The sequence below is a fragment of the Rhizobium sp. GR12 genome (genome assembly GCF_036596185.1).
Lineage (GTDB): Bacteria > Pseudomonadota > Alphaproteobacteria > Rhizobiales > Rhizobiaceae > Agrobacterium > Agrobacterium nepotum.
Genome location: NZ_JASXTH010000003.1, coordinates 264,631 through 290,278 on the forward strand (window position 1 = coordinate 264,631; position 25,648 = coordinate 290,278).

26 protein-coding genes are annotated in these 25,648 nt (G+C 58.2%); 17 read left to right on the forward strand and 9 right to left on the reverse strand.

Going from position 1 to position 25,648, the window contains the following annotated elements; genetic code table 11:
* Positions 1–19: 19 nt before the first annotated feature.
* The 8 genes from QSK43_RS07100 to QSK43_RS07135 form a co-directional block, all read right to left on the reverse strand.
* Positions 20–859, reverse strand: coding sequence for an oxidoreductase (locus QSK43_RS07100; RefSeq protein ID WP_332302857.1), 840 nt, complete (start codon positions 857–859; stop codon positions 20–22).
* 20 nt (positions 860–879) lie between these two features.
* Entirely contained in the window at positions 880–1,182 is a 303-nt protein-coding gene (locus QSK43_RS07105; RefSeq protein ID WP_332302858.1) for a putative quinol monooxygenase, read from the reverse strand.
* A gap of 37 nt (positions 1,183–1,219) precedes the next feature.
* On the reverse strand, positions 1,220–1,504 hold the full coding sequence (locus QSK43_RS07110) for a DUF1330 domain-containing protein (RefSeq protein ID WP_332302859.1): 285 nt from the start codon (positions 1,502–1,504) through the stop codon (positions 1,220–1,222).
* Positions 1,505–1,556: 52 nt separating this feature from the next.
* Positions 1,557–2,105, reverse strand: a complete 549-nt coding sequence (locus QSK43_RS07115) for a flavin reductase family protein (RefSeq protein ID WP_332302860.1) — start codon at positions 2,103–2,105, stop codon at positions 1,557–1,559.
* Positions 2,106–2,162: 57 nt separating this feature from the next.
* Positions 2,163–2,912 carry an SDR family oxidoreductase gene (locus QSK43_RS07120; RefSeq protein WP_062579306.1) on the reverse strand — a complete coding sequence of 250 codons (750 nt, stop codon included), beginning with the start codon at positions 2,910–2,912 and terminating at the stop codon, positions 2,163–2,165.
* 144 nt (positions 2,913–3,056) lie between these two features.
* Entirely contained in the window at positions 3,057–4,052 is a 996-nt protein-coding gene (locus tag QSK43_RS07125; RefSeq protein ID WP_332302861.1) for an AraC family transcriptional regulator, read from the reverse strand.
* Between the two features lie 293 nt (positions 4,053–4,345).
* Positions 4,346–4,597 carry an Atu4866 domain-containing protein gene (locus QSK43_RS07130; protein ID WP_332302862.1) on the reverse strand — a complete coding sequence of 84 codons (252 nt, stop codon included), beginning with the start codon at positions 4,595–4,597 and terminating at the stop codon, positions 4,346–4,348.
* Complete coding sequence (locus QSK43_RS07135; protein ID WP_332302863.1) at positions 4,594–5,160, reverse strand: hypothetical protein; 567 nt, start codon at positions 5,158–5,160, stop codon at positions 4,594–4,596. Before QSK43_RS07135 ends, QSK43_RS07130 begins: the two co-directional genes overlap by 4 nt.
* 139 nt (positions 5,161–5,299) lie before the next feature.
* On the opposite strand from QSK43_RS07135, the gene QSK43_RS07140 reads away from it, so the two are divergent.
* From QSK43_RS07140 to QSK43_RS07185, 10 genes are all read left to right on the forward strand, one after another.
* Positions 5,300–6,220 (forward strand): LysR family transcriptional regulator, encoded by a 921-nt coding sequence (locus tag QSK43_RS07140; RefSeq protein WP_332302864.1) that lies wholly within the window; start codon positions 5,300–5,302, stop codon positions 6,218–6,220.
* A 694-nt stretch (positions 6,221–6,914) separates the two neighbouring features.
* Positions 6,915–7,397, forward strand: a complete 483-nt coding sequence (locus QSK43_RS27125; RefSeq protein ID WP_442967794.1) for an RNA polymerase sigma factor — start codon at positions 6,915–6,917, stop codon at positions 7,395–7,397.
* A gap of 94 nt (positions 7,398–7,491) precedes the next feature.
* Positions 7,492–8,436: a FecR family protein gene (locus QSK43_RS07150; protein ID WP_332302866.1), complete on the forward strand. Its 945-nt coding sequence runs from the start codon at positions 7,492–7,494 to the stop codon at positions 8,434–8,436.
* A gap of 140 nt (positions 8,437–8,576) precedes the next feature.
* Positions 8,577–11,012, forward strand: a complete 2,436-nt coding sequence (locus tag QSK43_RS07155) for a TonB-dependent siderophore receptor (RefSeq protein WP_332302867.1) — start codon at positions 8,577–8,579, stop codon at positions 11,010–11,012.
* Positions 11,013–11,122: 110 nt separating this feature from the next.
* Positions 11,123–11,908, forward strand: a complete 786-nt coding sequence (locus QSK43_RS07160; RefSeq protein ID WP_332302868.1) for an ABC transporter substrate-binding protein — start codon at positions 11,123–11,125, stop codon at positions 11,906–11,908.
* Positions 11,901–13,886 carry a Fe(3+)-hydroxamate ABC transporter permease FhuB gene (gene fhuB / locus QSK43_RS07165; protein WP_332302869.1) on the forward strand — a complete coding sequence of 662 codons (1,986 nt, stop codon included), beginning with the start codon at positions 11,901–11,903 and terminating at the stop codon, positions 13,884–13,886. Before QSK43_RS07160 ends, fhuB begins: the two co-directional genes overlap by 8 nt.
* Positions 13,883–14,602 (forward strand): siderophore-iron reductase FhuF, encoded by a 720-nt coding sequence (gene fhuF / locus QSK43_RS07170; RefSeq protein WP_332302870.1) that lies wholly within the window; start codon positions 13,883–13,885, stop codon positions 14,600–14,602. Before fhuB ends, fhuF begins: the two co-directional genes overlap by 4 nt.
* 118 nt (positions 14,603–14,720) lie before the next feature.
* The gene (locus tag QSK43_RS07175) at positions 14,721–15,527 is read left to right on the forward strand and encodes an ABC transporter ATP-binding protein (protein WP_332302979.1); all 807 of its coding nucleotides are present in this window, start codon (positions 14,721–14,723) and stop codon (positions 15,525–15,527) included.
* 424 nt (positions 15,528–15,951) lie between these two features.
* The gene (locus QSK43_RS07180; protein WP_332302871.1) at positions 15,952–16,941 is read left to right on the forward strand and encodes a phosphotransferase enzyme family protein; all 990 of its coding nucleotides are present in this window, start codon (positions 15,952–15,954) and stop codon (positions 16,939–16,941) included.
* Positions 16,942–16,951: 10 nt separating this feature from the next.
* Positions 16,952–18,289 carry an aspartate aminotransferase family protein gene (locus tag QSK43_RS07185; RefSeq protein WP_332302872.1) on the forward strand — a complete coding sequence of 446 codons (1,338 nt, stop codon included), beginning with the start codon at positions 16,952–16,954 and terminating at the stop codon, positions 18,287–18,289.
* Positions 18,290–18,338: 49 nt separating this feature from the next.
* On the opposite strand, the gene fabG is transcribed toward QSK43_RS07185, so the two are convergent.
* Positions 18,339–19,112, reverse strand: a complete 774-nt coding sequence (fabG, locus tag QSK43_RS07190) for a 3-oxoacyl-ACP reductase FabG (RefSeq protein ID WP_332302873.1) — start codon at positions 19,110–19,112, stop codon at positions 18,339–18,341.
* A gap of 305 nt (positions 19,113–19,417) precedes the next feature.
* Between fabG and QSK43_RS07195 the strand changes: the two genes are divergently transcribed.
* The 7 genes from QSK43_RS07195 to QSK43_RS07225 all read left to right on the forward strand — a co-directional run bounded on the left by QSK43_RS07195 (position 19,418) and on the right by QSK43_RS07225 (position 25,633).
* Positions 19,418–20,554 carry an ABC transporter substrate-binding protein gene (locus tag QSK43_RS07195; protein ID WP_332302874.1) on the forward strand — a complete coding sequence of 379 codons (1,137 nt, stop codon included), beginning with the start codon at positions 19,418–19,420 and terminating at the stop codon, positions 20,552–20,554.
* Positions 20,555–20,583: 29 nt separating this feature from the next.
* Entirely contained in the window at positions 20,584–21,714 is a 1,131-nt protein-coding gene (locus QSK43_RS07200) for an ABC transporter ATP-binding protein (protein ID WP_332302875.1), read from the forward strand.
* A gap of 1 nt (position 21,715) precedes the next feature.
* The gene (locus tag QSK43_RS07205; RefSeq protein ID WP_332302876.1) at positions 21,716–22,612 is read left to right on the forward strand and encodes an ABC transporter permease; all 897 of its coding nucleotides are present in this window, start codon (positions 21,716–21,718) and stop codon (positions 22,610–22,612) included.
* A 3-nt stretch (positions 22,613–22,615) separates the two neighbouring features.
* The gene (locus QSK43_RS07210) at positions 22,616–23,422 is read left to right on the forward strand and encodes an ABC transporter permease (RefSeq protein WP_332302877.1); all 807 of its coding nucleotides are present in this window, start codon (positions 22,616–22,618) and stop codon (positions 23,420–23,422) included.
* 10 nt (positions 23,423–23,432) lie between these two features.
* On the forward strand, positions 23,433–24,185 hold the full coding sequence (locus QSK43_RS07215) for a cysteine hydrolase family protein (RefSeq protein ID WP_332302878.1): 753 nt from the start codon (positions 23,433–23,435) through the stop codon (positions 24,183–24,185).
* Positions 24,186–24,299: 114 nt separating this feature from the next.
* Positions 24,300–24,875: an adenosylcobinamide amidohydrolase gene (locus QSK43_RS07220; RefSeq protein WP_332302879.1), complete on the forward strand. Its 576-nt coding sequence runs from the start codon at positions 24,300–24,302 to the stop codon at positions 24,873–24,875.
* The gene (locus QSK43_RS07225; RefSeq protein ID WP_332302880.1) at positions 24,872–25,633 is read left to right on the forward strand and encodes a DeoR/GlpR family DNA-binding transcription regulator; all 762 of its coding nucleotides are present in this window, start codon (positions 24,872–24,874) and stop codon (positions 25,631–25,633) included. The genes QSK43_RS07220 and QSK43_RS07225 overlap by 4 nt, the downstream gene beginning before the upstream one ends.
* The last annotated feature ends 15 nt before the right edge of the window (positions 25,634–25,648 follow it).

Consider the following 25,648-nt stretch of genomic DNA (forward strand, 5'->3'; position numbering starts at 1 on the left):
GGTTTTTGACTTGATTGGTTCAGGTTGCCGGGAAGTCGGCCGAACGAGACAAGGCCTCCCAGGCGAGGACGTTTGCCTTCAGGTCTTCCGCCTTCTTCAGGGCAGCGTCCGCGGCGTCATTGCCGAGCGGAAGGTGGTGCGGAGGCAGTTGCGCCAGCACGGCTTCCCGGATGGCTTTTGCCGCACGTGCCGGGTCGCCAGCCTGTTTTCCGACCGATGCGTGGTAAGCCCGACGTGCCTCGCCCGCTGTGCCATCGTAGTCGTCGATGGACGCGGAGACCTCGTTTGACGAACCTGCCCACTCCGTCCTGAAGGCGCTTGGCTCGACAGTCATCACATTGATCCCGAGCTGAGCGACTTCTTTCCGAAGCGTATCCGACAGGCCTTCCACGGCAAATTTCGTGGCGCAGTAATAACCGACGCCTGTGTAGCCGACCAGGCCGCCGATTGATGTCAGATTGACAATCGTACCACTGCGGCGGGCGCGCATATGTGGAAGGACCGCATGGATCGTGTTTGCGGTGCCAAAGAAATTGACGTCAAACAGGCGACGGGCATTCTGTTCATCGGTTTCCTCAATAGCACCGAAGAAGCCGATCCCGGCGTTGTTGATCAGGACGTCGATCCGACCGAAGCGGGCCTCTGCGGCATCAACGACCTTCCGGCACTGATCCCGATCGATGACATCGAGTGGAAGGATCAGGGCGTCACCTTTCTGTTCAAGATCCGCGATCTTGTCGGTCTTGCGGGCGGTGACGACAACCTGTTCACCCGCCTCCAGCAGGTGTTCCGCGATGTGGCGACCGAAGCCTGTAGAGCATCCGGTTACGAGCCAGACTTTGGGGTTTTCCGTGCTCATTTCATATACTCCTTTCTGTTTCAGGCCTGCGGGGACCGTTGCTGGTAGCCGCAGATTTCCACGTCTTCGACGCACAGGTCAGGGACCTTTGCCATGAAGGCTTCGACGTAGTTCGTACTCATATGCAGTTTGAAATCCGAGGCATGCCGCCAGTCTTCGAGCACCATCCAAACGTCGGCGACGTCGTTGGACTGGTGGATTTCGTAGCGCAGGCAGCCTTCCTCATTGCGCGAGGGGGTGACGAGCTGGAGTAGCTCGGCACCCAGATCCTGGGAACGGCCTGGCTTTGCGGTGAAGTAGGCCACGTTTGTCAATTCAGCCATTTCGGGTCTCCCTGTTCAGTAAAGTCGATGCGGTTTTTCAGACGCCGTTGATCGCAATGATACGCGACCCGGCGGCGGCCTGACGTTGAGCCGCAAGCGGCGCATAGTCCGGCGATGCGAAGAGCTCACGGATTGCGTCCTTGTCCGGGAACTCGATGATGAGCATGTTGGTGGCTTTCCAGCCTTCCAGCTCCAGAGGGGTTTCATCGATGGCGATAAGCTTGCCGCCAGCTTTGGCAACGAGCGGCAAGGCCTTCGATCGGTAGTCTTCGATCGACTTCATGTCGTGGATGTCGAGATCAACGACGAGATAAGCAGTCATGGTTTTCTTCCTTTCGTAATGGGTTGCTGGTGCATTTTGGGCCTGGCACCTCTCAGGGGAGATGGCGCCATTTGACCATCCGATCTCGAAGGTCGAGTGTGCCGCCATCGACGGTGAACGTACCGTCACCCCGGTGATGCATCATTCGACGCTCCTTACGGTTCTCGTTGATCCAGATCCTCGTCGCCTCAAGGATGAAGAGGTTGTAAGGATCCGAGAGCCTGGTATCGACGACCCGGCATTCAATGTTGGCCAGGCAGTCTGAGAGGAGCGGGGCTGATACGTCCTTGGCAGGTCGCGTTTTGAGACCATACCTCTGGAATTTATCCACCCTGTCGCCCGAGCAGTTCCCGACGTCGACAACGGTCTCGGCAAGATCAAGACCGGGTACAGCGATGACACATTCTCCGGTATTCCGGAGAGCCTGATAGCTGTGATCCCAGGGCCCGATGACACAACCGATCAGCGGCGGGTCGTGCTGGATCATCATATGGAAGCCCATCGTCATCACGTTGGGCTTGCCGTTGTCACTGGTCGAGACCACGACGATCGGGCCAGGTTCCAGGACGCGATATGCTTGAGATGCGGGTAATTCCTTCATGACAATCTCCCTTGAGAGGTCCCTGCATCAATGCAGGGACCATTCAGGGCCGGTCTGTTACCAACCCTGTTCTACTGGCAGAACGAACAGCTCGGCGACGTCCACATGAGCCGGGGCCTGGGCTGCGAAGACGATGGTGTCGCCGATATCCTCGCCCTGAAGGAAGGTCATCTGGCCGGCCAGCTCATCCATCTGCTTGCGGTAGCCCGGATCTGTGATGTGGTCGTAGAGCTCGGTGGCAACCGCGCCCGGCTGGATGCAGGTCACGCGAATGCCATGCTTCTGACCGACTTCCATACGCAGGCCATCAGAGAAAGCCGTGACCGCATGTTTTGTCGCGCAGTAGACCGACAGGCCCTTGAAGACTTTGCGACCGGCGATCGAGGACATGTTGAACACGTGGCCGGAATGCTGCTTGATCATCTGGGGCAAAACGGCGGCCGTCGTGTTGAGCAGGCCCTTCACGTTCACGTCAACCATCCGCTGCCACTCGTCGACCTTGAACTGATCGATATCGGAAAGCGGCATAAGACCGGCATTGTTGACGAGGATGTCGATCGAACCATAGGCATCAATCAGCTTCTTCACGCCCGCATCGACCGAGGTCGTGTCAACCACGTCCATCTCGATCACAAGAGCTTCTCCGCCCTTGGCTTCGATCTGTTTCTTGAGATCTTCGAGCTTGTCGGTGCGCCGTGCAGCGATACCGACCTTGGCACCGGCTTCAGCAAGCTTTGCAGCGGTCGCAGCGCCAATTCCACTCGATGCGCCGGTGACCAGTGCGATCTTTCCGTTGAGGTTGGTCATTGTCTTCACTCCTTGTCTGAAGCCCACCACCGCGGTGGGCGTTTCGTTTTGACAAGGAGGAATTTAAGCCGATCGTCGGCGCTCTTCTCTCGGGGCCTTGCTCTACCTGTCGCGATCTTGCTCGAAATCGCGACGGGTCAAAAACTAGCCTCGCCGATAGTGGCTCGGCGGCAGGCCGGTTTCCCGACGGAAGACCTGGGCGAAGTGGCTTGGGCTTGAATAGCCGACGGACATGCCAATCTCGATGATGCTGGTATCCGTCTCCTGCAGGAGAAGCTGTGCCCGGGCAACGCGCTGGCGAATGAAGTAGCGCGAGGGCGAGAGCCCGGTTGCCTTCTTGAACAAACGACTGAAATGAAATTCACTCATGCCGACCGTCTCAGCCAACTGGGCCAGATTGAACGGCTCGGCTAGATGTTCTTCGAAGTGGGCCACGGCCCGACGGAGCTTGAATCCGGGGAGCGCGTTCTGCCGATCGTCGGTAGCTTCACTGGCGGCGTAATTCCGGATCAGATGCACGGCAAGGGCCTGGGCGATGCCCTGGATGAACAGCTGGCTCCCCTTGCCTTCAGACGTCAGCTCCTGATGGATCACTGCAAGAATGTGGGACAGCTGCGTGTCCTTGCCTCCGGAAATGTCGCGAAGTGCAGGAGGCGCGGCGCAGCCAAGCACGTCGTAGGAGATGCGCTCGAAAAGCGGAACGGAGAGATAAAGGTGCATGACCTGGAAAGGTGCGTCACCGATGGCGCGCCAGCGCATCTCGTACGGGGTGGGGGAGCGGGTCAGGAAAAAATCGCCAACCGTGACGGTGTTGGCGACCCAGTCGCCATCCAGGTCACGTTCCTCAACGACAGCTTCGCCTGACATCACCCAGACGATCAAGGGCTCCGCGACCGCGGGAACGAGAAACGGCTCCTGCTTGTTCAGACGGGAGTAGACCTGCACGAACATGTCATTCCAGGCGGGGCTATCGCCGCTGACAAGCGTGCGACCGGCAATATATTGTTCAAGCCCGAGCGGAGACGTCCGATCGGGCCTTGCAATAACCTCTTCCAGTTCGGGCACGAGGACCGCTGGATTCTCGGTAACCCCCGGGATCGAGGGCAGGATTTTTTGACGATGTGCTTCGGTATTCACCAATGCGGACCCTTTCTGGAGCGGCACAGCAGCTCTGAACGAGGTGGGAAGCTTCAATGGAACTGCTCGCTGTTCACATCTCCGCCCATGATCATCATAAATGACGCAGTGCAGCATCTGGTTTCTTCCGGCAGGAAGATAAACCGGGATCGCGATGACAAACAAAGATTGCCGGTTCGCTCGCATGTCGGGCCGATCTAACACGGCGTCGTTTTTCAGAAGGCGCGCGCTCGCTGCGTGCGAAAGAAAAAATGGATCACGCCGACAATGACTTTGCCGGCGTGATCATGCCACGCCTACCGCTTTCGATAGAGAACCATTCCCGCGTGGTACAGGACGCCATCGACAAAATCGCCGTCGGCAGTAAAGCCGGTATCGTCCCAGTACTCGATGTGGTCTCCCGACACCTCGTATCGTCCTTGATAGGCGCTTTCGCGTGAGCCGCGCGCCTCGTCGTAGCGGCCGTTCGGAAGCAACTGGTGCCGGATGCGGCCATCTGCGGTCTCCCACATTCCGACATAAGGATGTGAAGGCGTTGAGGTCGTCATTGCGCCGCCTCCGTCTTGCCCAGGAAAGACTGAATGGTCTCGGGTTCGACGACCCAGGCGTAGTTCAGTTCATGGCGGATTTTCCATTTGCCGGCGGTGCATGTCCAGCCGAGCTGCGAGCGACCGTCAAAGGCGATAACCTTGCCGTCAAGACGATCAATGCGGCCAACGAAACCAAGGGTCGTGGAGGCAACGGTGTCATCGATGATGGCGTCGTGACCTCCGGTCAACCCGTGGCGAACGGATCGAGCGGCGTTCTGCAACGCCTCCCAGTTGGCGCCGTAGCGAGCCGAATTGTCAAAAAGCTGTGTGCTGCCAGGCGCAAAATTGTCGTAGAAAACGCCTTTGGTGTTTTCGAGGTCGTAATACTTGTTCAGCTTTTCTGCGAACACGAATTTACCATCACCTTCATTGCGTTCCCAGCCCTTCATGATCCAGTCGGCATGGAGTGCGAGAGGAGAATCGGCGCCGTCCCGAGGGCATGCGCTATCCTGTGCAGCGACGGGTCCGGCGAAGATCCCGAGAGCCAAAGCTGCTGCCAGTCTGATCTGGGTGTGTGTCATGGAAAATATCTCCTTCGATGATCGGTTGTTCTGTCTGCCAGCCGCCAAAGCTCCGGTCGGCTATGAGCAATAGGTAGACAAATTCGATTGTCGCTTGTATTCCCTTTCCGCTAACGGGATTGGTTAACCGGATACGACAATGACAATCGATCTAAACCTGGTGCCAATGTTTCTGGCCGTCGCCGAAGAGGGGAATTTTAGGGCGGCCGCTGATCGCCTCGGCGTCACACGCTCGGCCGTGAGCCAGGCGATCAGACGTCTTGAGGATATCTGCGGCATCGCGCTCGTCAGTCGCACGACGCGTAGTGTGAGGCTGACGGAGGCAGGCAACCGCTTCCGTGAGAAGCTTTCTCAGCCGATGGCAGATGTAAAATCTGCATTCGAGGACGTGGCGGGTGACGCGAGACCCAGCGGCTTGCTGCGGATTGCGGTGACTTCGATTGCGGAGCAGTTTCTGTCCGGCCCGCTAATAGCGTCCTTCGCCCAAGCGCATCCAGGCATCACCATCGACGTCACGGTGACCGACGATATGTTCGACATCGTAGCCGCCGGCTTCGATGCGGGGGTTCGCCTGGGTGAGGTGATCGAGCAGGATATGGTTGCGGTGCTGCTCACGAAAGAAGAGAGAGAAGTCGTGGTCGCGGCACCAGGATACTTCGAGAGCTGTGGAACACCCCGCCATCCTCGGGAACTGGTGCACCACCGCTGCATTGGTTGGCGTCCGTCGCAAAGTGCTGCGCCTTATAGATGGGAGTTCGAAGAGAACGGTATTCCTTTCGACGTCGCCGTCGAGCCGCAAATCACCACGAACGATCTGCATCTGATGATCCGGACGGCGGTCGCTGGCGGCGGAATCACATTTGCTTTGGAAGAGACGTTTCGCCCATACATCGATGGCGGCGAATTGATCACCGCGCTGGACGATTACCTGCCACCGTTTCCGGGGTTCTTCCTCTATTTTCCCGACCGGCGAAATATGGCACCCAAACTGCGCGCACTCGTTGACCATGTCCGCACGCACAAACTGACCCAGTTGCAGTTGCCTGGTGCCCGGCGCTGACTTGATATTATACGGCGTGTTCCACCCACAGCAACGGTACGGCAGCTTCCGACGGAAAACGCCCGTGACCGCGCATGATTGGGGCTACAATCCGTAAGGCGGTGCTGAGGACGAACGGGAGCACCGTCGCAGATATTTCAGCGAGACGGGCGTAGAGATCAGAGCGGGTATAAAGTTTCTAACGCCTTGATAGGCAACGAACTGGCGACCAGAATATTAAATATGCAGCGAAAACAATACTGGGCAATCGTTGTCTCTGAGCGACCAACTTCCGTCAAAAAATCTGGGCTCTCGGGCGACAGAGACCATGTAATTCCAGTCCTTCGTGATGGGAAACAGTTAGCAAATTTGCCGTCACATTCCCCAACTGAACCTGGACAGCTTCGTCCTCCGACTTCTTGGCCCCGACAGGATGAAGCGTTTCGTGCGCTGCCTGCCGTCCATTTTTCTCCCTTGCTTGAAATCGAACCCCCGCCATGCGGTCTCACTATTGTAGAACTCCTCACTTGCCACGCTAGAAGGAACTTAGCGACTCTATAAGATGATCAGAAAACTCCACTATTGATTCTTATCCGGCTCCTCGCTATGCAAGTCCCAACGAACTCAGGATGCTGATCCAGTCACCGGATAGCGACCACATCGGCCGGGGCCGCAACGAATGGCAAGCCACGACGACAAAATGGCAGCAATTTTCATGCGCGAACGCGCAGGAATATCACGCTATCTGTCCAGACGCGGCGGATCCCCTGAAGATGGCGAGGATCTGGCGCAGGAAGCATGGATCCGCTTTTCCCGAAGCAAAGCGATGACGCTTGTCGCTCCCGTCCCCTACCTCCGCCGCCTCGTCAAAAACCTTGCAATCGACCATGGCCGATCAGCTCACCGCCGCCGCCTTCATTCGCATGAGGTTGACGAGCTCCTGAATGTCGATGATAGCCAGCCCGATCCCGAGGCCGTCTTGATATCTCGCGACACACTGTCGAGATTGTTGGAAATCATGGACGAATTGCCGGCAAGGCGGCGAGCAATCCTTTTTTCCGCGCGCGTCGAGGGCGAGCCGCATCGGCAAATCGCTGCCACCCATGGCGTATCGACACGAACCATCGAACTGGAAATTCGAGCAGCGATCGAATATTGCTTCGCACGCCTGCACGAACCCGTCGATCCCAAAAAATAATGTGCTGATTGGTTTCGGCACGCCTGCTGCCAATCGTCTTATCATTATGACATAACACCACCTCGCTGACTGATATCCTGATCGATTTAGACCTATGCCCTTGGACGACGACTTTAAACGCGGCTCAAGCCTCATGCAGGAGGCGGCCGAATGGATTGCGATCCTGACGTCAGGCGATGCCACGCCGGACGACGCAGAGCGTTTGCAAGCGTGGCGCCGCATGAGCCCCAGCCACGAGCAGGCTTTTGTCGATGCGGCCCGGCTCTGGAAAACGATGGGTCCGGCGCTGACAGGAAAACATCCACAGGGCATGGGCCTGTCCCGTCGTATCTTTATCGGTGGGGGCGCCATCGCTGCGTCCGCCGTTGGGACAGCTTTCGTGGGTTCGTTCCTGGGGATAACGCCATCCTATTCAGCGCTTGCAGCCGATTTTGCGACGGCGCGCGGAGAACAGAAGACCGTCGTACTCGCCGACGGCTCGACTGTTGAAATGGATGGTGGGTCAATCCTCTCATGGGATTTCACCTCACACACGCGAGCGTTGACCCTCGGCGACGGCGCCGCTGTGTTCAATGTGGTCCCCGATCCCCAACGCGCATTTCGGCTTACCGCCGAGAACGGCATCACAACCGCACATGCCGCAAACTTTGCCGTAGGACATGGTTCCGATGAGATATCGGTAGATTGCCTGGAAGGGCAGATCGAAGTCGAATGTCGTGGGAAGATGCTGTTGAAGGCTGGTCAGTCAGTCCGCTATTTCGATACGGGCCTGGGTGACATGGATCAGGACGAGCCGCAGAACATGGCGACGTGGAGACGCGGGCTGCTGGTGTTTCGGGACAAGCCCCTGGCCAGTGTCGTGATGGACATCAATCGCCATCGTCGTGGCAATGTCGTTATCGGTGGCAGTACGCTCGGACAACGACGCGTTTCTGGTGTCTTTCACCTGTCACGGCCTGACGAGATCATTACCCAGTTGGAGGCGACACTGAACCTTTCAGCTACGCGCTTGCCCGCCGGCATTGTCATTCTGCGATAGCGCCAACGGCCATTTCTCCACCGGCGGAAAAATTTTTCAGAAAATCATCGAAAGCGATTTCGGCTTGGGCGCGGCAATTCGTTCTTGTCTTTAGTGGTGCCGGCAAAACCGTACTACGAGGTGGCATATTTTTGGGGACTATGATGAGCAAGCACACGGGCGTCGCGGCAAAAAAAAAGCGGTTCCATCTTTCAACCGTCACAACGGCGGTTGCCCTGACAATCGGGACGTCGCTGATGGCCGCAGGACCGAGCTGGTCGCAGCAACAGGAACAACGGATCTCCGTTCCTGCAGGGGCACTCGACACGGCGCTGTCCAGGTTCGGTATCGCGAGCGGAGTTCAAGTTCTCTATGATGCCGGCCTGACGCGCGGACGCATATCCCCCGGCACCAATGGCGCGCGCTCGACGGATGCAGCACTCGGGCAGATCCTCAACGGAACCGGCCTTTCCTATCGGTTCACCGGCCCCACCTCGGTCACCATTTCCAGTGCCGCTGCGGCAACGACTGCCCCTGTCCCGGCGGACGACACGACGGTTTTGCAGCAGATTACAGTCCAAGGACAAAATGCGGTTGGCCCGGTCGAAGGCTATCTTGCCCCAAGCAACTCGTCGGCCACCAAAACCGACACCCCACTCATCGAAACACCGCAGTCCGTCACAGTTGTGACCGCAGACCAGATCAGCACTCAGAAAGCCACCTCGGTCGCCGATACACTCAGTTATACCCCCGGGGTGACGACGCAGTCTGGTACCTTCAGCCGTATTGTCGACGATTTTACCATCCGTGGCTTCAATGTGGCAAACGGCAATACTGGTACACTCCGCGATGGAATGAAATTCCAGTCCAACGTCTATGATGGCGGACAGGAACCTTATGGCCTGGAGAGGGTAGAGGTGCTGAGAGGTGCGTCGTCTGTGCTGTACGGCCAACTGGCACCGGGTGGCATCGTCAACGGCGTATCGAAACGTCCAACTGACACCGAGTTGCGCGAACTCAATGTCGAGTACGGCAGCAACAACCGCAAGCAGCTTTCCGGTGATTTCGGCGGACCTGTGACCGATGACGGCGTGCTGACGTACCGCCTGACGGGCCTTTTACGCAATGCCGACAACTGGGTCGACAACACACCTGACAACAAGACCTATATCGCACCTGCCCTGACCTGGAAGCCCGATGAAGCGACGTCACTGACGGTATTGTCCAGCTACCAGCATATCCATACCCGGTTTGCCACGCCGCTCTTGTACCCGGATGTCAGCGCGGAAAACATACCAAGGGATGCGTTTCTCGGCATCGACAGTTTCGACAAATACAATATCGATATGTACTCGATCGGAACGATCTTCGAGCACGAGTTCGACAACGGCGTGAAGTTTTCAAACAGCAACCGTTATTTCCGTTCTGACCTTGAATGGAACTACATGATGGGCAACATCGCGCCTCTGTCGAGCACAGGTGGCAGGCTGGCACGTCTGGGCAGCGCACGTAACGAGTCATCCTATGGTGTTACGTCGGACAGTTCACTCGAATATTCCTTCGACGCGTTTGGTACCGAACATACCGTCCTTGGCGGATTTGATTACTACCGCCGTTCTTACGATTCCCATCGTTTCCGAGGAGCAGCTACCAGCCTGCTGAACCTCGATACCGGCAGTTATACCGGATCGCCGGCCATCAACTACCGTGTGGATCGTGGCGCTGACGCGGTTGGCGACCAATATGGCATCTATCTGCAGGACCAGATCAAATTCGACGATCACTGGGTCATGCTTCTGGGCGGTCGGCACGACTGGGCCAACAGCTCGTCGAAAAGCTATCAAACAGGGGCCGTAACGGAACAGAGGGACTCCGCGTTGACCGGACGCGTTGGTCTTGTCTATCTGTTCGACAACGGATTTGCGCCTTATCTTAGCGCCAGCCAGTCTTTCCTGCCGCAGGCAGGCATTGATAGTGTCACGAAGGCAGCATTGAAGCCAAACGAGGGTGTGCAGTACGAGGCCGGTCTGCGCTACCAACCACTCGGCAGCAACATGCTGTTCAGCGCCGCCGTCTATGATCTGACCCAGACCAATGTCGTGACGTATGATTCCGCCGGACTTTCCTATCAGCAGGGAAAAGTGAAATCGCGCGGCCTCGAGCTCGAAGCACGCGGCGAATTCGGCAATCTCGGTCTGGTCGCAGCCTATGCCTATACGGATGCAGAAATCACCGAAAGCGCAAAGACGGACGAAATCGGTGAGCAGGTTTCTCTGGTCCCTCGACACAATGTTTCTTTATGGGCGGACTACGCCATGGACGATGTGGGGTTAGAGGGTGTGAAGATCGGCGGTGGTGTCCGCTATGTCGGCGAGACCAATCTCACCGATAACACCGGCAACGTCCCGGGCTACGTGCTCGTTGACGCGATGGCGAGTTTCGACCTGGGCAAATTCAGGAACGAACTCGATGGCGCAACGCTGAAACTGAACGCACGCAACCTGTTCGACAAGCAGTTCTATACATGCGTATCGTCGGATGGATGCCGCCACGGCGAGCCACTGACCGTGTCCGCGACACTCTCCTACAAATGGTAGGATCGCCACTCCTCGACCGGCGAAAGTTCATCGGGGCGGCTTTGGCTGCCCCGGCCCTGTTTGCATGGCCTGGCATTGCCAAGCCGACGAGCCCGCAGCGCATTGTGAGCATGGATCTGCTGCTGACCGAATTGCTCCTGACACTCGGCATTCAACCCGTCGCCATTGCCAATATTCCCTTATACCGGCGACTGGTGGCCGAGCCGGTGCTGTCGGACAAGGTTGCCGATCTTGGGCCATTGAACGAGCCCAGTCTCGAATATCTGCAGATCCTGAAACCGGACCTGTTGCTGATGGCGGATTGGCAAACCGCCGGCCTCGACAATTTGAACCGGATTACCGAAGTACTGCCGCTCGCGGTCTTTCCCAAAAATATCCCGGCGGTCACCTTCGTCCAGTCCGTGCTGAGGCAGCTTGCAGAACTGCTGAGCAGACAAAGAGAGGCGGAAGCCGCGATCGCTGCGTGCGAACAGGCAATCGCAAGTGCCCAACAGACCTTGAGTGGCCTGCACCGTCCCGTCTATGTGTGTCGGTTCACGCGCGACGGTCGCAACGCCGCGGTGTTTGGTGGCAACGGCATGGTCGGGGACACCCTGGCACGTCTGGGCCTGCGCAATGCTTTTGCCGGTCGTGTCAACGGATCGGGGGTGGCCTCAGTATCCCTAAGACGTCTGGCAGACGTTCCCGATGCAATCATCATTCATTTTGATCGTGGAGCAGAGACCGACCGCGCGCTGGAACAGCTGACGCAAAGTCCGCTCTGGAGCGCCTTTCCATCTGTGCGGGAAGGTCGGATCGTGAGGATGCCGGTCATCTACCCCAATGGCGGAGTACGCTCGGTCGAGCGACTGGCGACGCAGCTGGCAAGCGGTCTTGCGCAGGTGAAGCATGTCTGATGCGAGAGCTGGCGGCCCGGCCAGAAACCGGAGTCTGCTGCTTGCAGTCTTGCTGATAGCAGCAGGATGCGCGCTATTTATATTCAATCTGCGATCCACGAACCTCTCTCCGCGCGGATTGGATACCTTGTTCGATCCGGATCTGACGAATATCGAACAGGTCACCGTTCATTTCAGCCTGTTGCCGCGGTTCGTCGTCGCAATCCTCAGCGGGTCGATGCTGGGCCTCAGCAGCACGATCCTGCAGCAGGTGATGCGCAACCCCCTGGCTGAACCAGGTACGCTCGGCATTTTTTCAGGAGCACGGGTCGGAGTGGTAATCGCCATACTCTGCTTCCCTGCCCTGCTGATATTCGGTTTTGCATTGCCAGCCTTTATTGGCGCGGCAATGACCATAGCGCTGGTCTTGGCCCTATCGGCACGAGGTGGTTTTTCCGCATTGTCCCTTGTCCTCAACGGTCTTGTGCTGTCGCTAAGCCTGGATGCGCTGACCGCCATGCTGATCCTGGCCCACTTCGAGGAACTTGCCGACCTCCTCACGTGGCAGATCGGATCTCTGACGCAGGACAATTGGCACATCGCCCTCCTGCTGCTGCCATGTTTGGCTGCAGCCTGGATATCGGCGTTCTGGTTGTGCCGTCCTTTGACCCTGCTTGGGCTGGAGGAGGCTTCCGCCCGAGGACTGGGAGTTTCCCCAGCCCGATTGCGAGCGCTCGCGCTGCTCGTTGCGATCGTTCCGGCAGTGTTCGTCATTGCCGAGTTGGGCGTGGTCGGCTTCGTCGGTTTAGCTGGCGCCGGACTTTCGCAGGCAAGCGGCGCGCGACGGTTCAAGGACCGTCTCCTTGCAGCACCACTGATCTCGGCGGGTCTGCTGCTCGTCACCGATCAGGCTTTGCAGGCATTTAGCGGTTTGATAGAAATCCCGGCTGGTGCCGTGACCGCGATTCTCGGCGCACCCATGCTGATCTGGCTGCTCAATCGGGTAAAAAACGCCCCTGCCGAATACCGACAGCCGCACTTGCGGGCGCACGGCCGAAGTCCTGGAACCAGTTTTCTTGCAGTGGCCTGCGCATTCGCGCTCGTCGCGATGGTTGCCATCAGTGTTGGCAGGCTTCCCGACGGCTGGCACATAACAACCGGGACCCAGTGGGTCGAGCTGTTGCAATGGCGACTTCCGCGTACAGTTGCGGCGGCCAGCGCCGGCGCTATGCTGGCGATGGCGGGTTGCCTTATGCAGCGGATGACCGGCAACGCGCTTGCCAGTCCAGAGCTTCTGGGAGTCTCATCCGGGGTGGCTTTGCTAATGATCCCCGTAGTCTTTCTTCTGCCGCCGCTTGGGCGAACCCAGACCATGCTTCTCGCGACGCTGGGCTGCCTGTTGTTCCTTGCCTTCACCTTGCGAATCGCAAGGCGCTCAGCCTTCGTGCCGGAAAAACTGCTACTCAATGGCGTCGCCGTCACGGCATTGGCGGGCTCCGTCATCTCGGTCTCGGTGCTGTTTGGCGACATCCGCATTACCCGGATGCTGGGCTGGATGTCCGGCTCCACATATTCCGTACGAGCCGGAGATGCCGTTGTCGCCATAGTGGTGCTTTTGGTGTTCCTGACACTCCTGCCATTGACACGTCGGTGGCTGGCCATTGTCCCGCTTGGGGCGTCGGCTGCCACCTCGGTCGGCCTGCCTCTTGCAAAGGCGCGTTTGACCATGTTGCTGATGACCGCCGGGCTGACCGGGACGGCGACAATGATCGTCGGGCCTTTGAGCTTTGCCGGGCTGATTGCACCGCACCTTGCCCGCCTGCTCGGCTTGCGAAAACCAGTTACGCAATTGGCCGGAGCTGCCTTGCTAGGTGCAACACTACTAATTCTTTCGGACTGGATTGGACGCACCATTGCGTTTCCCTGGGAGGTGCCGGCCGGACTGGTATCGATGATCATTGGCGCAGTCTTCTACGGGCTGCTACTGGTGCAGCGATGATTCCAGAGCTGGCAGGATTATTTCTCGGGGATCTCGCCCCTGTGGGAGCCGGGCTCGTCGTCAACGACCACACCCGTAATTTCGAACTGGTCGCCGACCTGACGCAACCTGGTCGTCTATCTGCGATCCTCGAGAGGTTTTCCACCTTTTATCAACAGCCGGAACCAAGAGCGGTTGCGTCGCAATGGTCGAAAATCTACTTTTCAAAACTCATCGTTCCATCTGTCGCGGCCTCGCTTATGCTTGACTGGAGGCTGGCGCTTGATGTCGACGAGACCGGCGTCATACTGGACGAGCTTGGTCGTCCAGAAGCCTTTTGCCTCAGACATGCTGGGTTGGCGATAACTCCCCGGACCGCAGAAGAGCGTTTTTCCTTTGTGATTGACGCCCACATCGCCCCGGTCATCAGCGCCATCGCACGCGTTTCGGGCCTGTCCCGCAAAGTTCTCTGGAGCAATGCAGGCAATATCGTCGAGAACGTTCTCAGCTATTGTGAGAAGTCTGCCCCCGCAAAAATCAGCGTTGAGCAAGCACGGGTGCTCCTCGGGGCTCGCCGGCTGTCTGACGGCGAGGCGAACCCGCTCTTTGAGCCGGTCCGTTATCCTGAATTGGATGGGGCGAAGGTCAGGAAACGACGGGTCTGTTGCATCCGGTATCTCATACCATCCCTAGCCTACTGCAAGACATGCCCGCTTCTAAAACAAGACATGCGATAGTGGCGCTTCACACGGTTATCCGTGGCTGGGTAACAAATTTGGCTTCAAACGGGTACCTACGATCAAATGAGGTTTATGACCGACAGACCGCCGCCAAACGAAAGGAATTGATGTGACGATACCTCAACAGACGGACACACCAGAGCGGATCACCGAAGCCTTTACCGTCCGGAACATCGGACTCGTAGTTGACCGCCGCGTCATCCTGTCGGATGTCACTCTCGACTTTCCAGCCGGCGAGATTGTGGCTTTGGTTGGCCACAACGGCTCCGGAAAATCCAGTCTTCTGAAAATTCTCGCCCGGCAAGCTCGACCAACCACCGGATCAGTCTCATACGACGGCCAAGACCTGCGGAATTTCCAGGACCGAGCCTTCGCGCGTTCGGTTGCCTATCTACCGCAGGACGTCAGCACTGGGTCGGAGATGACGGTCCGTGAGCTCGTAGCCTGTGGTCGCTACCCAAGGCACGGTGCGCTAGGCCGATTTTCGAAAACAGACCAGGAGAAGGTTGGGAACGCCCTTCGAGCAACGCATATTGGGGGCTTTGCCGACCGCATTGTTGGAACCCTGTCAGGTGGCGAGCGGCAACGCGCCTGGATCGCTATGATGATCGCCCAGGACGCCAATTGCTTCCTGCTGGACGAACCCACCGCCGCACTTGACGTCGCTCATCAGATCGAGATCCTCTCGCTTGTCCGACGTCTGGCGCACGAGGGCGGCAAAAGCGTCGTCATCGTCCTGCACGACATAAATATGGCAGCCCGTTTCTGTGACCGCATCCATGCATTGAAGTCCGGGCGGATCATTGCCAGCGGACCCCCGAACGAAATTCTCACGCCAAAGGTGCTGCATGACATTTATGGGATCGACATGAATGTGATTTCTACCGTCAGCCTTGCCCATCCCCTCGCCTATGCTTGCTAAGTTTAGAAGTCGCGCTGAGTAAAGGTGCAGGGTAAACGACTTGAGCGGAATCGAACTCGCGACCTCCGAATGCCTGCCGAACTCATCACATTGACTATCCGTAATGATGTGCTTTTTCATAGATACAGAAGGGCTCATCTGGACATAATATACACATCTCCCCAAACCGCTCTCCCCTCGCCGCGCACGTTCACTTCTTGCTGGCCATGGCCGAGTCCCGCCCGCCATAGCCTCGCATTCTAAACCCACCTTCTCCGCATCCCACGTTCGCAGTATGAAATCTGGGACATCGTCAAGGCACGAGATCAAACCCAAATCAGCCGCCAGCGCCTCGGAACAAAGCTGACATGCCCAATAATAATGTTGCAATTCCAACATTATTATTGTTGTATTTGCCAAGAAAACTCAAAGATGGGCGCGATGCATGTTGTATGATACAGATTTTCTTTCAAAGCTGGCACAAGGCCTGAAAGACCTTTCGTCGGTGTGGCGCCTTTCGCCAGAAGCCACTCTGACGCTCCTGACGATCTCCGAGAACGCGACTTTTCGTATCGCCGACGAGACCACCGGAAGCGACCTGATCGTGCGTGTGCATCGGCCCGACTACCATACTGAAGCGGAGATACTTTCCGAGCTCGCATGGATTGATGCGCTGCGGCAAGATGGCGTGGTTGTTACGCCGCGGCCGGTCACCGCAAACGACGGCAGCCTCCTTCAAATCTTCTCAGACGGCGAAACCACGCGCCACGCCGTCGCCTTCGAATATATGGCCGGCAAGGAGCCCAATGCTGAATCCGACCTCGTCCACTGGTACAAGACGCTTGGAGAAATCAACGCGAAACTGCATGCCCATAGCCGCGGATGGACGCGACCGGAAAAGTTTATCCGCAAGACCTGGAACTTCAACCGCATCCTGGGGAACGGTGCCTATTGGGGTGACTGGCGAGACGCCCTTGGGCTGACAGCCGATGGGAAGTCCGTTTTAGAAAGAACGCATGCGCTGCTCGAAGCTCAGACCTCGGCCTACGGCTATGGCGAGGACCGCTTCGGCCTTGTTCACTGCGACATGCGCGCCGCGAACCTTCTGGTCGACGGTGACAGACTTGGAGTGATCGATTTCGACGATTGCGGTCTGTCCTGGTTCGCTTACGATTTTGCCGCCGCGATCAGCTTCATGGAACATGAGCCCTTCATGCCAGACTTGATGGCGGCTTGGCTCGAAGGCTACCGCCGTGTCGCCCCTCTCGATGCGCGACACGAGGCTGCCCTGCCGATGTTCATCATGCTTCGCCGCATGCAGCTCACGGCATGGATCGCTTCCCATGCCGAAACGCCGACGGCCCAGTCCATGGGCACGGCCTACACCGATGGCACTGTGGCGCTTGCCGAGCGCTATCTGGCCGAGCACAGTTGAGGAGAGCCCAATGAGCGCCACCACTAAGGAAATTCTCGACCTCAACCGTTTTGATGCGAGCCGTACCGAGGGGTTTTCCGCTGAACTTGCAGAGCGCATTGCCAAGCGTCAGGCGACTTTTGGAGCATCATCCGTGCTTTTTTACGAGCAGCCGATCGAGATGGTCCGCGCCCAGGGCGCCTATCTGTATGACGCCGGCGGACGCAAGTATCTCGACGTCTATAACAACGTACCGTCGGTCGGCCACTGCCATCCAAGTGTGGTCGAGGCTGTCTCCCGACAGGTCGGCGAACTCAACATCCACACGCGCTACCTTAACCGCGTCGTCGAGGCTTATACCGAAAATCTGCTGTCCAAATTCCCGGCAGGGCTCAGCAATGTCGTTTTGACCTGCACGGGTAGCGAGAGCAATGACCTCGCCATGCGCATCGCCCGCATTGGAACCGGCGCGGAAGGCTTCATCGTCACCGAGGCAGCCTATCACGGCAACACTGCACTGGTGACCGAGATTTCTCCCTCCTCGCTGCGCAAGCGCAAACCCGCCCCGTTTGTGGCAATCGTTCCAGCGCCTGTGGCTCGTGATGGTATAAGCGTGGCCTCAAACTTCGCCGCGTCCGTGGGAAAGGCGATCAGCGAGCTCAATTCGCGGGGCATTAAATTCGCCGCGTTGATCGTCGACACGATCTTTTCCAGTGACGGAATCTATGCCGATCCCGCAGGTTTCCTGAAGGAGGCGGTTGACGTGGTGCACCGTGCCGGCGGCCTGTTGATCGCCGATGAGGTCCAACCGGGCTTTGGCCGGACGGGAGGTGGCCTCTGGGGCTTCGAGCGTCACGGCGTGACGCCCGACATTGTCACGATGGGTAAGCCGATGGGCAATGGCTTCCCCATGGGCGGCGTTGTAACCCGACCTGACCTGCTCCAAAGGTTCTGCGAGGAAACCGGTTATTTCAATACTTTCGGGGGCAATCCGGTAGCCGCCGCCGCTGGCCATGCCGTGCTGCGAGTGATCGAGGACGAAGGTCTGATCGAACGCTCGGCCACTGTCGGCGGTTACTTCAAGCAATCGCTGCAGGCTTTGCAAAGTCGGCATTTGGAAATCGGCGATGTGCGGGGCGCCGGCCTTTTCATCGGCCTTGATTTTGTCGACCCCGCCACGGGGGAGCCGGACTCCACACGCGCCACCCATGCGATCAATCAGTTGAAGCACAACAGTATATTGATCGGGGCAGCGGGCAAATATGGCGCGACGCTGAAGATCCGGCCGCCACTGTGTTTTTCGAACGAGGATGTCGACCTCTTCACCGGCACCCTGGACAGTATTCTCCAGGCGCGCCGAGCCGCCTGAAGACATTGCAGGCAAGCCGGGCGATGATGTCGCCCGGCTTCTTCCAGTTTCAGCCCATCGCCTCCAGCGCGCTGAGCGATTCCGGCAATACCTGACCGCCATCGACGACGATCGACTGGCCGGTGATATAGGCCGCCTCTTCCGATGCGAAAAACAGCGCGGCATTCGCGATGTCCGCCGGCGTTCCCAGACGACGCAGCGGCACGGAGGCCTCCATCGTGGCGATATAATCTGGACCGTTGCCCTCGAGCCCCTCGGTCATAATATTGCCTGGCATAACGGCATTGACCGTGATGTTCTTTGGCGCCAGCTCAATCGCGGCCGTACGCATGAATCCGAGCTGGCCGGCCTTGCTTGCCCCATAATGCGACCAGCCCGGATAACCGGTGATCGGCCCGGTGATCGAGGACGTGATGATGATACGACCCGCACCGGCCGAGGTCATGGCCGGCAACACCGCGGAAACGCTGAGAAAGGTACTTTTGAGATTGGTCGAGATCACGTGGTCGAAGTCGTCTGCCGACATTTCGCCGAGTTTGGCCGCCGGGAAGATACCAGCATTGGCGCACAGCACGTTCACGCCGCCATAGCGGGTTACGGCTGCGTCGACCATCGCCTTGCAGCCCTCCTCCGTACTGACATCCGCCGCAAACCCCGAACCGTTTGCTCCGATTTCGGACGCCACCTTGTCGGCATCGGCCTGGCTGCGCGACACGACGAGGACATTCAGGCCGGCCTCCCCGAAGCGCAGTGCTATGCCCTTGCCTATTCCTCGGCTTGCGCCGGTAACGATGACGGTTTTTCCTTGCAATGACTTCAACATGTTCCACTCTTTTTTGTTGTAGTTTCCACAAATTCACAGGGCGCCATTGCCTCAATTCGAGGCGTCAGATCAAAACATCGGCACGCGCCGCACTCCATCTGCACAAAACAAATGCAAAGCAATATTAGATTGTTAGTAGTATTGTTCCGCGACGATCGCATTGTCCTTCGCACGCTGCACCACTTGTTACGCTTTCCAACATGAAGCAGAAAATACATGTTGTAAATCACACATTTTTACGACAAAGTTCCAACATAATTGATCCGCGAACCATTCAAGCGGCCAAGAAAAGGGGAACCACGACGATGAAAATCTCCAGACGCAATATGATGCAGATGATGGGTGCGGCCGCTTTTGCTGGTCCGCTGGCAAGCGCCACGCGTGCCTTCGCGGCCCGCGAGAAAGAGCTCAATATCCTGTGCTGGGAGGGCTACAATTCCGCCCAGGTCCTGGATCCGTTCCGCTCCAGCCAGTCTGCTACGGTCAAGGCCGAAAGCCTGACCAACGACCCGACCATGATCAACCGGCTGCGCGCGGGCGAAACCAGAATATGGGACCTCATCAATGTCAACAATCCCTGGGCACGCAAGGTCATGGGGCCGGCCGGCCTGATCAAGCCGCTGCCGCGCGCCGAGTTCGAACCCTATTTCGATGCCATGCTTCCCAACTTCAAGGCACCCTATCGTTGGGCGATGAGCGACAATGGCAAGGACCTGCTCGGTATGGCGCAACGCTTCGGGCCCTATAGCTTTGTTGTCAACACCGATAAGATCAGCAAGTCAACGGCGGAGGAGCAGGGCTGGGACCTGTTCAATGACGCCTCGCTCGCTGGCAAGTATGGAATACAGGAATCCGACGACTGGAACGTCTTCAACATTTTCCTGATCGCCGGCATAGACCCGTTCAAGGAGCACACACAGGAGCAGTTAAAGGCCTTCGCCGAAACCGCTGAAAAGGTGTTCAAGGGCGCCAAAATGGTCGGCGACATGGCGTCACTTAATCAGGCTCTCGTCTCGGGCGAGATCGACCTTTATATGACCGGTGGCACCTATTCCGTTTCTCCCGCGCGCGCCGACGGCTATACGAACTTGCGTGCGATCACGCCACTCAGGGGGCCGATGGATGGCAAGGGCGGTATTTCCTGGATCGAGATCACCTCGACGGTCAACAATCCCGAGCTTTCGCCGCTTGCGGTGGAGTTCCTGAAATACATCCAGGATCCGAAAGTCGCCCACACCGTCGCTTTTGCTGAAGGCACATTCAATCCGGTAACGCAGATGGGCAACCCCAAGTGCTTTGAACTCTTCACAAAGGACGAGATGGAAGCCATCCAGTGGGATACCGTTGAGGAGGATATGGAGCGCTCGGCGCAATACGACATCGTACCCGACTACGACAAGGCACTGGAACTGATGACCGCTGCCAAGCGACTGCGCGGTTGAGCCAAGCCTGTCCCGACGGAGCAAAGACCATGAGCCTTGCGATGATCTCGCCCAGCCTGCCCGACACCTTATCGACAATCAAAGCCCAAGTGCAACCGGCGCCCAAACCGGTACTGCAACTGGTCGACGTTCGAAAGATTTTCGGCGATTTTGCCGCAGTTGACGGCATCAGTGTCGATATCAAGGAGGGCGAATTCGTCACCATTGTCGGACCCTCCGGGTCCGGCAAGACCACACTTCTGCGTATGTTGGCCGGCATGGAATCACCATCAGAAGGCTATATCACGCTGCGTGGCGAGGTGATCAACAGCGTGCCGGCCGACAAGCGGCCAACATGTCTCGTATTCCAGTCACTTGCGCTTTTCCCGCACAAGACCGTTGGCGAGAACATTGAGTTTCCGCTGAAGGTCCGTAAAATACCGGCTGCCGAACGTAAAATCCGCGCGCTCGAATTCATGCGCATGGTGCGCCTGCCCGAGAGCTATTATTCCAAGAACGTGATGCGTTGCTCCGGCGGCGAAAAACAGCGCGTGGCGCTCGCCCGCGCGTTTGCCTATGATCCCGACGTTCTGTTCTTCGACGAACCGCTGTCGGCGCTCGACTACAAACTGAAGAAAGTTCTGGAAAAAGAGCTGAAGGACCTGCACCGCGAAAGCGGAAAGACCTTTGTCTACATCACCCATTCGCTTGAGGAAGCCATGGTCATGTCTGACCGCGTCGGGGTGATGAGTCGCGGTCACCTTGTTCAGATTGGCACGCCTGAGGAAATCTATACCAAGCCGGCAACGCGCTTCGTCGCGGAGTTTTTTGGCGAGGTCAACAGTTTCGAAGTCAAGCGCGAGGGTCGGGGCGCCTGGACGCTTGCCGACGGCAAGCCACTCACCGTTGCGCCCGTCGCAGAAGCGATTGGCGAGACGGCAACTGTCATCGTCCGGCCCGAAACCATGCGCTTCGTCACCGGTTCATCGAGCGCCGACAACCTGATTTCCGGCACGATCTACAACGAATACTCTCTCGGCTCGCGCATGCAGTATCAGGTTCATTCGGGGGACCGGATTTACCTGGTCGAGGCCACACGCTCCGCCGTCTCCGATGTCAGTTCAGGCGACATCGTTACCATCGGCTGGGATGCCAGCGATGCCATCGTGGTGGGAGACTGATATGGCAACCATGACCCAAGCTGAAACGGTCGGCGAAAAAAGCCCTTCGCCTTCCCTCTCTCCAGGGTTGCGCGCGGCCGCGCCTGTCACGATCCTTCTGCTGCTTGGTTTTCTCGCTCCGCTCCTGACGGTGGCCGCCTACGCCTTCGCCACGCCGAAGAGCTTCGCGGTATTTCGCTCATTCACATTCGCCAACTTCGCGGTGATCTTTGACACCTCTAACACCGTTTGGATGTCATTTGCCTGGTCGATCGCCTATGCCTTCGCCACAGTCGTATTATTGGCGGTAATCGCCTATCCGATCGCCTATGGACTCAATCGCATGTTCGGCAAGTGGTCTGGCCTTATCGGCGTGCTCTTCGTCTTTCCGCTGTTCGTCTCGGAAAATGTCCGCCTCTACGGTTGGGTACTCTTCTTTATCAAGAACGGTGTGCTCGACGGCGGGCTGAAGTGGCTCGGCTTCTCAGGCGGACCTGAGCTTCTTTACACGCCCGGTGCCATCCTCTTTGGCATGATCTATGTCTATCTCCCTTTCATGCTGTTCCCAATGTCGCTTGGCATTGCCATGATCCCCAGGGATCTTGTCGATGCGGCCCGCGATCTTGGGGCTGATCGGCTGATGATCTGGCGGGAGATCGAGTTGCCACTCGCCATGCCCGGTATCCTGATCGGCATGTTGCTCACGTTTGTGCTAGGCGCAGGCGCGATCGCCGAATCCAAGATCCTCGGCGGCCAGTCGGTCATCACCATCGCCCAGGATATCGAGGTTGCTTTCACTTACGCGCAGAATTGGCCGCTTGGCTCGGCGCTCGCCCTCCTGCTCGTCGCCATCGTCAGCGGGCTTGCCCTTTACGTCCTGTCCAAGCTCGATCTCGACCGCATTCTGGGAAAGAAGTGAGACATGGAAACCCGCTCGCAAATCCGCGCCCGCGCTTTCGTCAAGACCTGGACCGCCTTCGTCGTCCTTGCCGTATACCTCCCGATCCTTTGCGGAGCGTTGGCCGGCCTGTCCAAGGGGCGCTATTTCGGCTTCCCTATCCGCGTCTTTTCAACGGAATGGTGGGGAAAGACCCTGGCCTCGCTTGAGATCCAGACGCTGGTACAGAACTCCATTCTGATTGCTTTCATCGTCACTCTGGTCTCCGTGATCCTCGCCTTCTTTGGCGCGCTCGCCTTTGCCCGCTACGAGTGGAAGGGACGCAAGCTGTTCCAGAAAGCCATTCTTCTGCCTGTGTTCTTTCCGCAGCCGGTGCTGGGGCTCGCGCTGCTCCTGTGGTTCAACGCGCTTGGCATCAATCCGAGTTGGCAGACAGCCGTCGTCGCTCACCTCGTCTGGATCGTTCCGGTGGTGACACTGGTCATCGCCATTCAGGTCTATTCCTTCGATCCCACGCTGGAGGAGGCCGCCCGTGACCTTGGAGCGAGCCGCTGGTTCATTCTGCGCGAGATAACCCTGCCAATCCTCTGGCCGGGCATCTGGTCAGGCGCGCTGTTCGCGTTCCTGCTCTCCTGGGGCAATTTTCCGCTATCGCTCTATACGGCAGGCGTCGACTCGACGATCCCGAAATGGCTCTATTCGAAGATGGTTGCCGGCTATTCGCCGATGGTTCCGGCGCTTGGCACGATGAGCACGCTTTCCGCCGCCGTATTGTTGCTGGCGGGCGGGCTTGCCATCATGCTGGTTCGCCGCCGGCAGGCGGACGTATGAGGACGTCCCGATGAACTGGAAAACCGAACGCCGTTCCTTCTATTATCAGGGCGCGCCGGAGCCCGAGGACCCAGTGCTCGAAAAGGGCAAGGTGGCGCTCCTCGTCATTGACATGCAGAACACTTATCTTGATCGCCCGGATTCCGGCGCTCTGTCGGGTGACGATCTCGACCGTTACCATGCCTGGGCGCCGTTCCACGAGCGCATGCACGGTACCGTCATTCCCAATACCCAGCGTCTCCTGGAACGGTTTCGCGCGCTCGGCCTCGACGTGTTTTTCGCGCGAATTGCCTGTCTTCGCAGCGACGGACGGGACCGTTCACTCAGTCAGAGGAAACCAGGGTGGAATAACCTTCTGCTCCCGAAGGATGAGCAAGCCTCGCAGATCCTGCCGCAAATCGCTCCGCGAGACGGCGAGATCGTTGTCACCAAAACCACCGACAGCGCACTGACAGGCACGAATCTCAGGCTAGTGCTGGCGAATATTGGGATCACCCACGTCGTCTGCGCTGGCATTTTTACCGACCAGTGTGTCTCCTCAACCGTACGCAGCCTCGCCGACGAGAGCTTCGACGTCATCGTTGTCGATGATGCCTGCGCCGCCGGTTCGATGGACCTACATGAAAGCGAGCTCCAGCGGCTGCACATGATCTATGCCAACGTAATGACCACGGACGAGCTGATCGGCTATCTGCCGGTAACGGGGCATGAGACAATCGGGGATGGAGTGCAGCCTGGACTTGTTCGCCCGGAACCTTCCTGACACAACTTGGCCGATGAAAGCATCTGAAGTCCTTTGCGTCGACAAGATCCTCCGCGTCCGTTTCGCCGCTGAACAGCTCGTACTGAGTTGGTCCCTCACTCGGCCGGGTTTCTTTTGCGCCGATACCGCTGCCTGGGTGAGGTATCCGATGCAGACCTGCCGATCGATGTCGATCCGGCGGAACTGCTTCGCGCGGGGCTCACCTTGGCGGACTATGGCGAAGCCGTGCGGCTCATGACCTCGCGTGACGTTGGAAAAAATCATCAGGCAAAACGGCAATGTGGCGACGCCATTGCCTTCTGCCTCGCGACCGTTGACCTTGCCCATGCCGGCCGGGTCGGCGCGGACACGCCTCATTTGGGACAATCAGGCACGATCAATCTGGTCGCGCAGGTCAACCAGCCACTGAACGAGGCGAGACTGATCGAAGCCCTGTCGATCGCCGCCGAAGCCAGTAAGGCAGCGGCAATGGATATTGACTGGACGCGGGACGGATTGTTCATCAACGGAACCGGCACTGATTGCATAGCCGTCGCGTGTCCGGTAGGCGGTCGCCGGCAAAGCTTTGCCGGGCTTCATACCGAGGCGGGCCAAGCGATCGGCGTCGCGGTTGACGACAATGTGCTGGCCGGCGGCCGGGCGTGGGTGGCGGAGAAGACTTGTACAAGCCAGGGGAGCCAGGAGCGATGAAAAAACCAAAGAGCGTGCGCCAGGAGCGTATCCTGATTGAACTCAATCAGGCGCCGAGCCTGCGCGTTGCAGAACTCGCGCGGCGGCTCGACGTCTCGACCGAGACGATCCGGCGCGATCTCGACGAGATGACCGGACAGGGCCTGCTCAACCGCACCTATGGCGGTGCCGTGCGTTCGCTTTCCACCGAGCCTTCGGTAACCGAGCGCCATACGCTTTTTGTCGGCGAGCGCGAACGGATCGCCAGGGCGGCTGCGCAAATCCTGAAAGGCACTCAGGTCCTGATGATCGGCTCCGGCTCGACGACAGTGCACACCGCACGGCGCATCGCAGTCGAGATGAAGAACATTACCGTACTCACGCATTCCTTCGGCGTGGCAACCGTGCTTGCCATCAATCCGACCATCAAGGTGGTCATGCTTCCCGGCGACTATCATGCCACCGAGGGCGCGACCGTCGGCGCGCACGCGGTGTCGTTCCTCAATTCCTTCTACGCCGATTTCGCCATACTTGGCGCGAGCGGTCTGGGTCCCGATGGCCCCTCGGACGCCCTGCTTGAATGTGGCGCTGTCTATAGTGCGATGGTCTCCCGCGCAGCGCGAACCATCGTGGTCGCCGATCATTCCAAGCACGACCGCTTGTTTCCGGCGCGCTATGCACCTTGGCGTGACATTGCCCATGTCGTTACCGACAAAGCACCGGGTGAAGATTTAACGGAAAGCCTGGATAGCAGTGGCGTGACGCTGACTGTTTGCTGAAAGAGACGGCTCGAA

Excerpts from the sequence above, each read along its gene's own strand:
- QSK43_RS07130 (WP_332302862.1), bottom strand. The coding sequence starts at position 4,597 with ATGACGACCTCAACGCCTTCACATCCTTATGTCGGAATGTGGGAGACC.
- QSK43_RS07140 (WP_332302864.1), top strand. The coding sequence starts at position 5,300 with ATGACAATCGATCTAAACCTGGTGCCAATGTTTCTGGCCGTCGCCGAA.
- QSK43_RS07110 (WP_332302859.1), bottom strand. The coding sequence starts at position 1,504 with ATGACTGCTTATCTCGTCGTTGATCTCGACATCCACGACATGAAGTCG.
- fhuB (WP_332302869.1), top strand. The coding sequence starts at position 11,901 with ATGTCTGATGCGAGAGCTGGCGGCCCGGCCAGAAACCGGAGTCTGCTG.
- QSK43_RS27125 (WP_442967794.1), top strand. The coding sequence starts at position 6,915 with ATGCGCGAACGCGCAGGAATATCACGCTATCTGTCCAGACGCGGCGGA.
- QSK43_RS07185 (WP_332302872.1), top strand. The coding sequence starts at position 16,952 with ATGAGCGCCACCACTAAGGAAATTCTCGACCTCAACCGTTTTGATGCG.
- QSK43_RS07210 (WP_332302877.1), top strand. The coding sequence starts at position 22,616 with ATGGAAACCCGCTCGCAAATCCGCGCCCGCGCTTTCGTCAAGACCTGG.
- fhuF (WP_332302870.1), top strand. The coding sequence starts at position 13,883 with ATGATTCCAGAGCTGGCAGGATTATTTCTCGGGGATCTCGCCCCTGTG.
- QSK43_RS07115 (WP_332302860.1), bottom strand. The coding sequence starts at position 2,105 with ATGAAGGAATTACCCGCATCTCAAGCATATCGCGTCCTGGAACCTGGC.
- QSK43_RS07135 (WP_332302863.1), bottom strand. The coding sequence starts at position 5,160 with ATGACACACACCCAGATCAGACTGGCAGCAGCTTTGGCTCTCGGGATC.
- QSK43_RS07200 (WP_332302875.1), top strand. The coding sequence starts at position 20,584 with ATGAGCCTTGCGATGATCTCGCCCAGCCTGCCCGACACCTTATCGACA.
- QSK43_RS07155 (WP_332302867.1), top strand. The coding sequence starts at position 8,577 with ATGATGAGCAAGCACACGGGCGTCGCGGCAAAAAAAAAGCGGTTCCAT.
- QSK43_RS07105 (WP_332302858.1), bottom strand. The coding sequence starts at position 1,182 with ATGGCTGAATTGACAAACGTGGCCTACTTCACCGCAAAGCCAGGCCGT.
- QSK43_RS07100 (WP_332302857.1), bottom strand. The coding sequence starts at position 859 with ATGAGCACGGAAAACCCCAAAGTCTGGCTCGTAACCGGATGCTCTACA.
- QSK43_RS07195 (WP_332302874.1), top strand. The coding sequence starts at position 19,418 with ATGAAAATCTCCAGACGCAATATGATGCAGATGATGGGTGCGGCCGCT.
- fabG (WP_332302873.1), bottom strand. The coding sequence starts at position 19,112 with ATGTTGAAGTCATTGCAAGGAAAAACCGTCATCGTTACCGGCGCAAGC.
- QSK43_RS07225 (WP_332302880.1), top strand. The coding sequence starts at position 24,872 with ATGAAAAAACCAAAGAGCGTGCGCCAGGAGCGTATCCTGATTGAACTC.
- QSK43_RS07180 (WP_332302871.1), top strand. The coding sequence starts at position 15,952 with ATGTTGTATGATACAGATTTTCTTTCAAAGCTGGCACAAGGCCTGAAA.
- QSK43_RS07215 (WP_332302878.1), top strand. The coding sequence starts at position 23,433 with ATGAACTGGAAAACCGAACGCCGTTCCTTCTATTATCAGGGCGCGCCG.
- QSK43_RS07120 (WP_062579306.1), bottom strand. The coding sequence starts at position 2,912 with ATGACCAACCTCAACGGAAAGATCGCACTGGTCACCGGCGCATCGAGT.
- QSK43_RS07205 (WP_332302876.1), top strand. The coding sequence starts at position 21,716 with ATGGCAACCATGACCCAAGCTGAAACGGTCGGCGAAAAAAGCCCTTCG.
- QSK43_RS07160 (WP_332302868.1), top strand. The coding sequence starts at position 11,123 with ATGGATCTGCTGCTGACCGAATTGCTCCTGACACTCGGCATTCAACCC.
- QSK43_RS07150 (WP_332302866.1), top strand. The coding sequence starts at position 7,492 with ATGCCCTTGGACGACGACTTTAAACGCGGCTCAAGCCTCATGCAGGAG.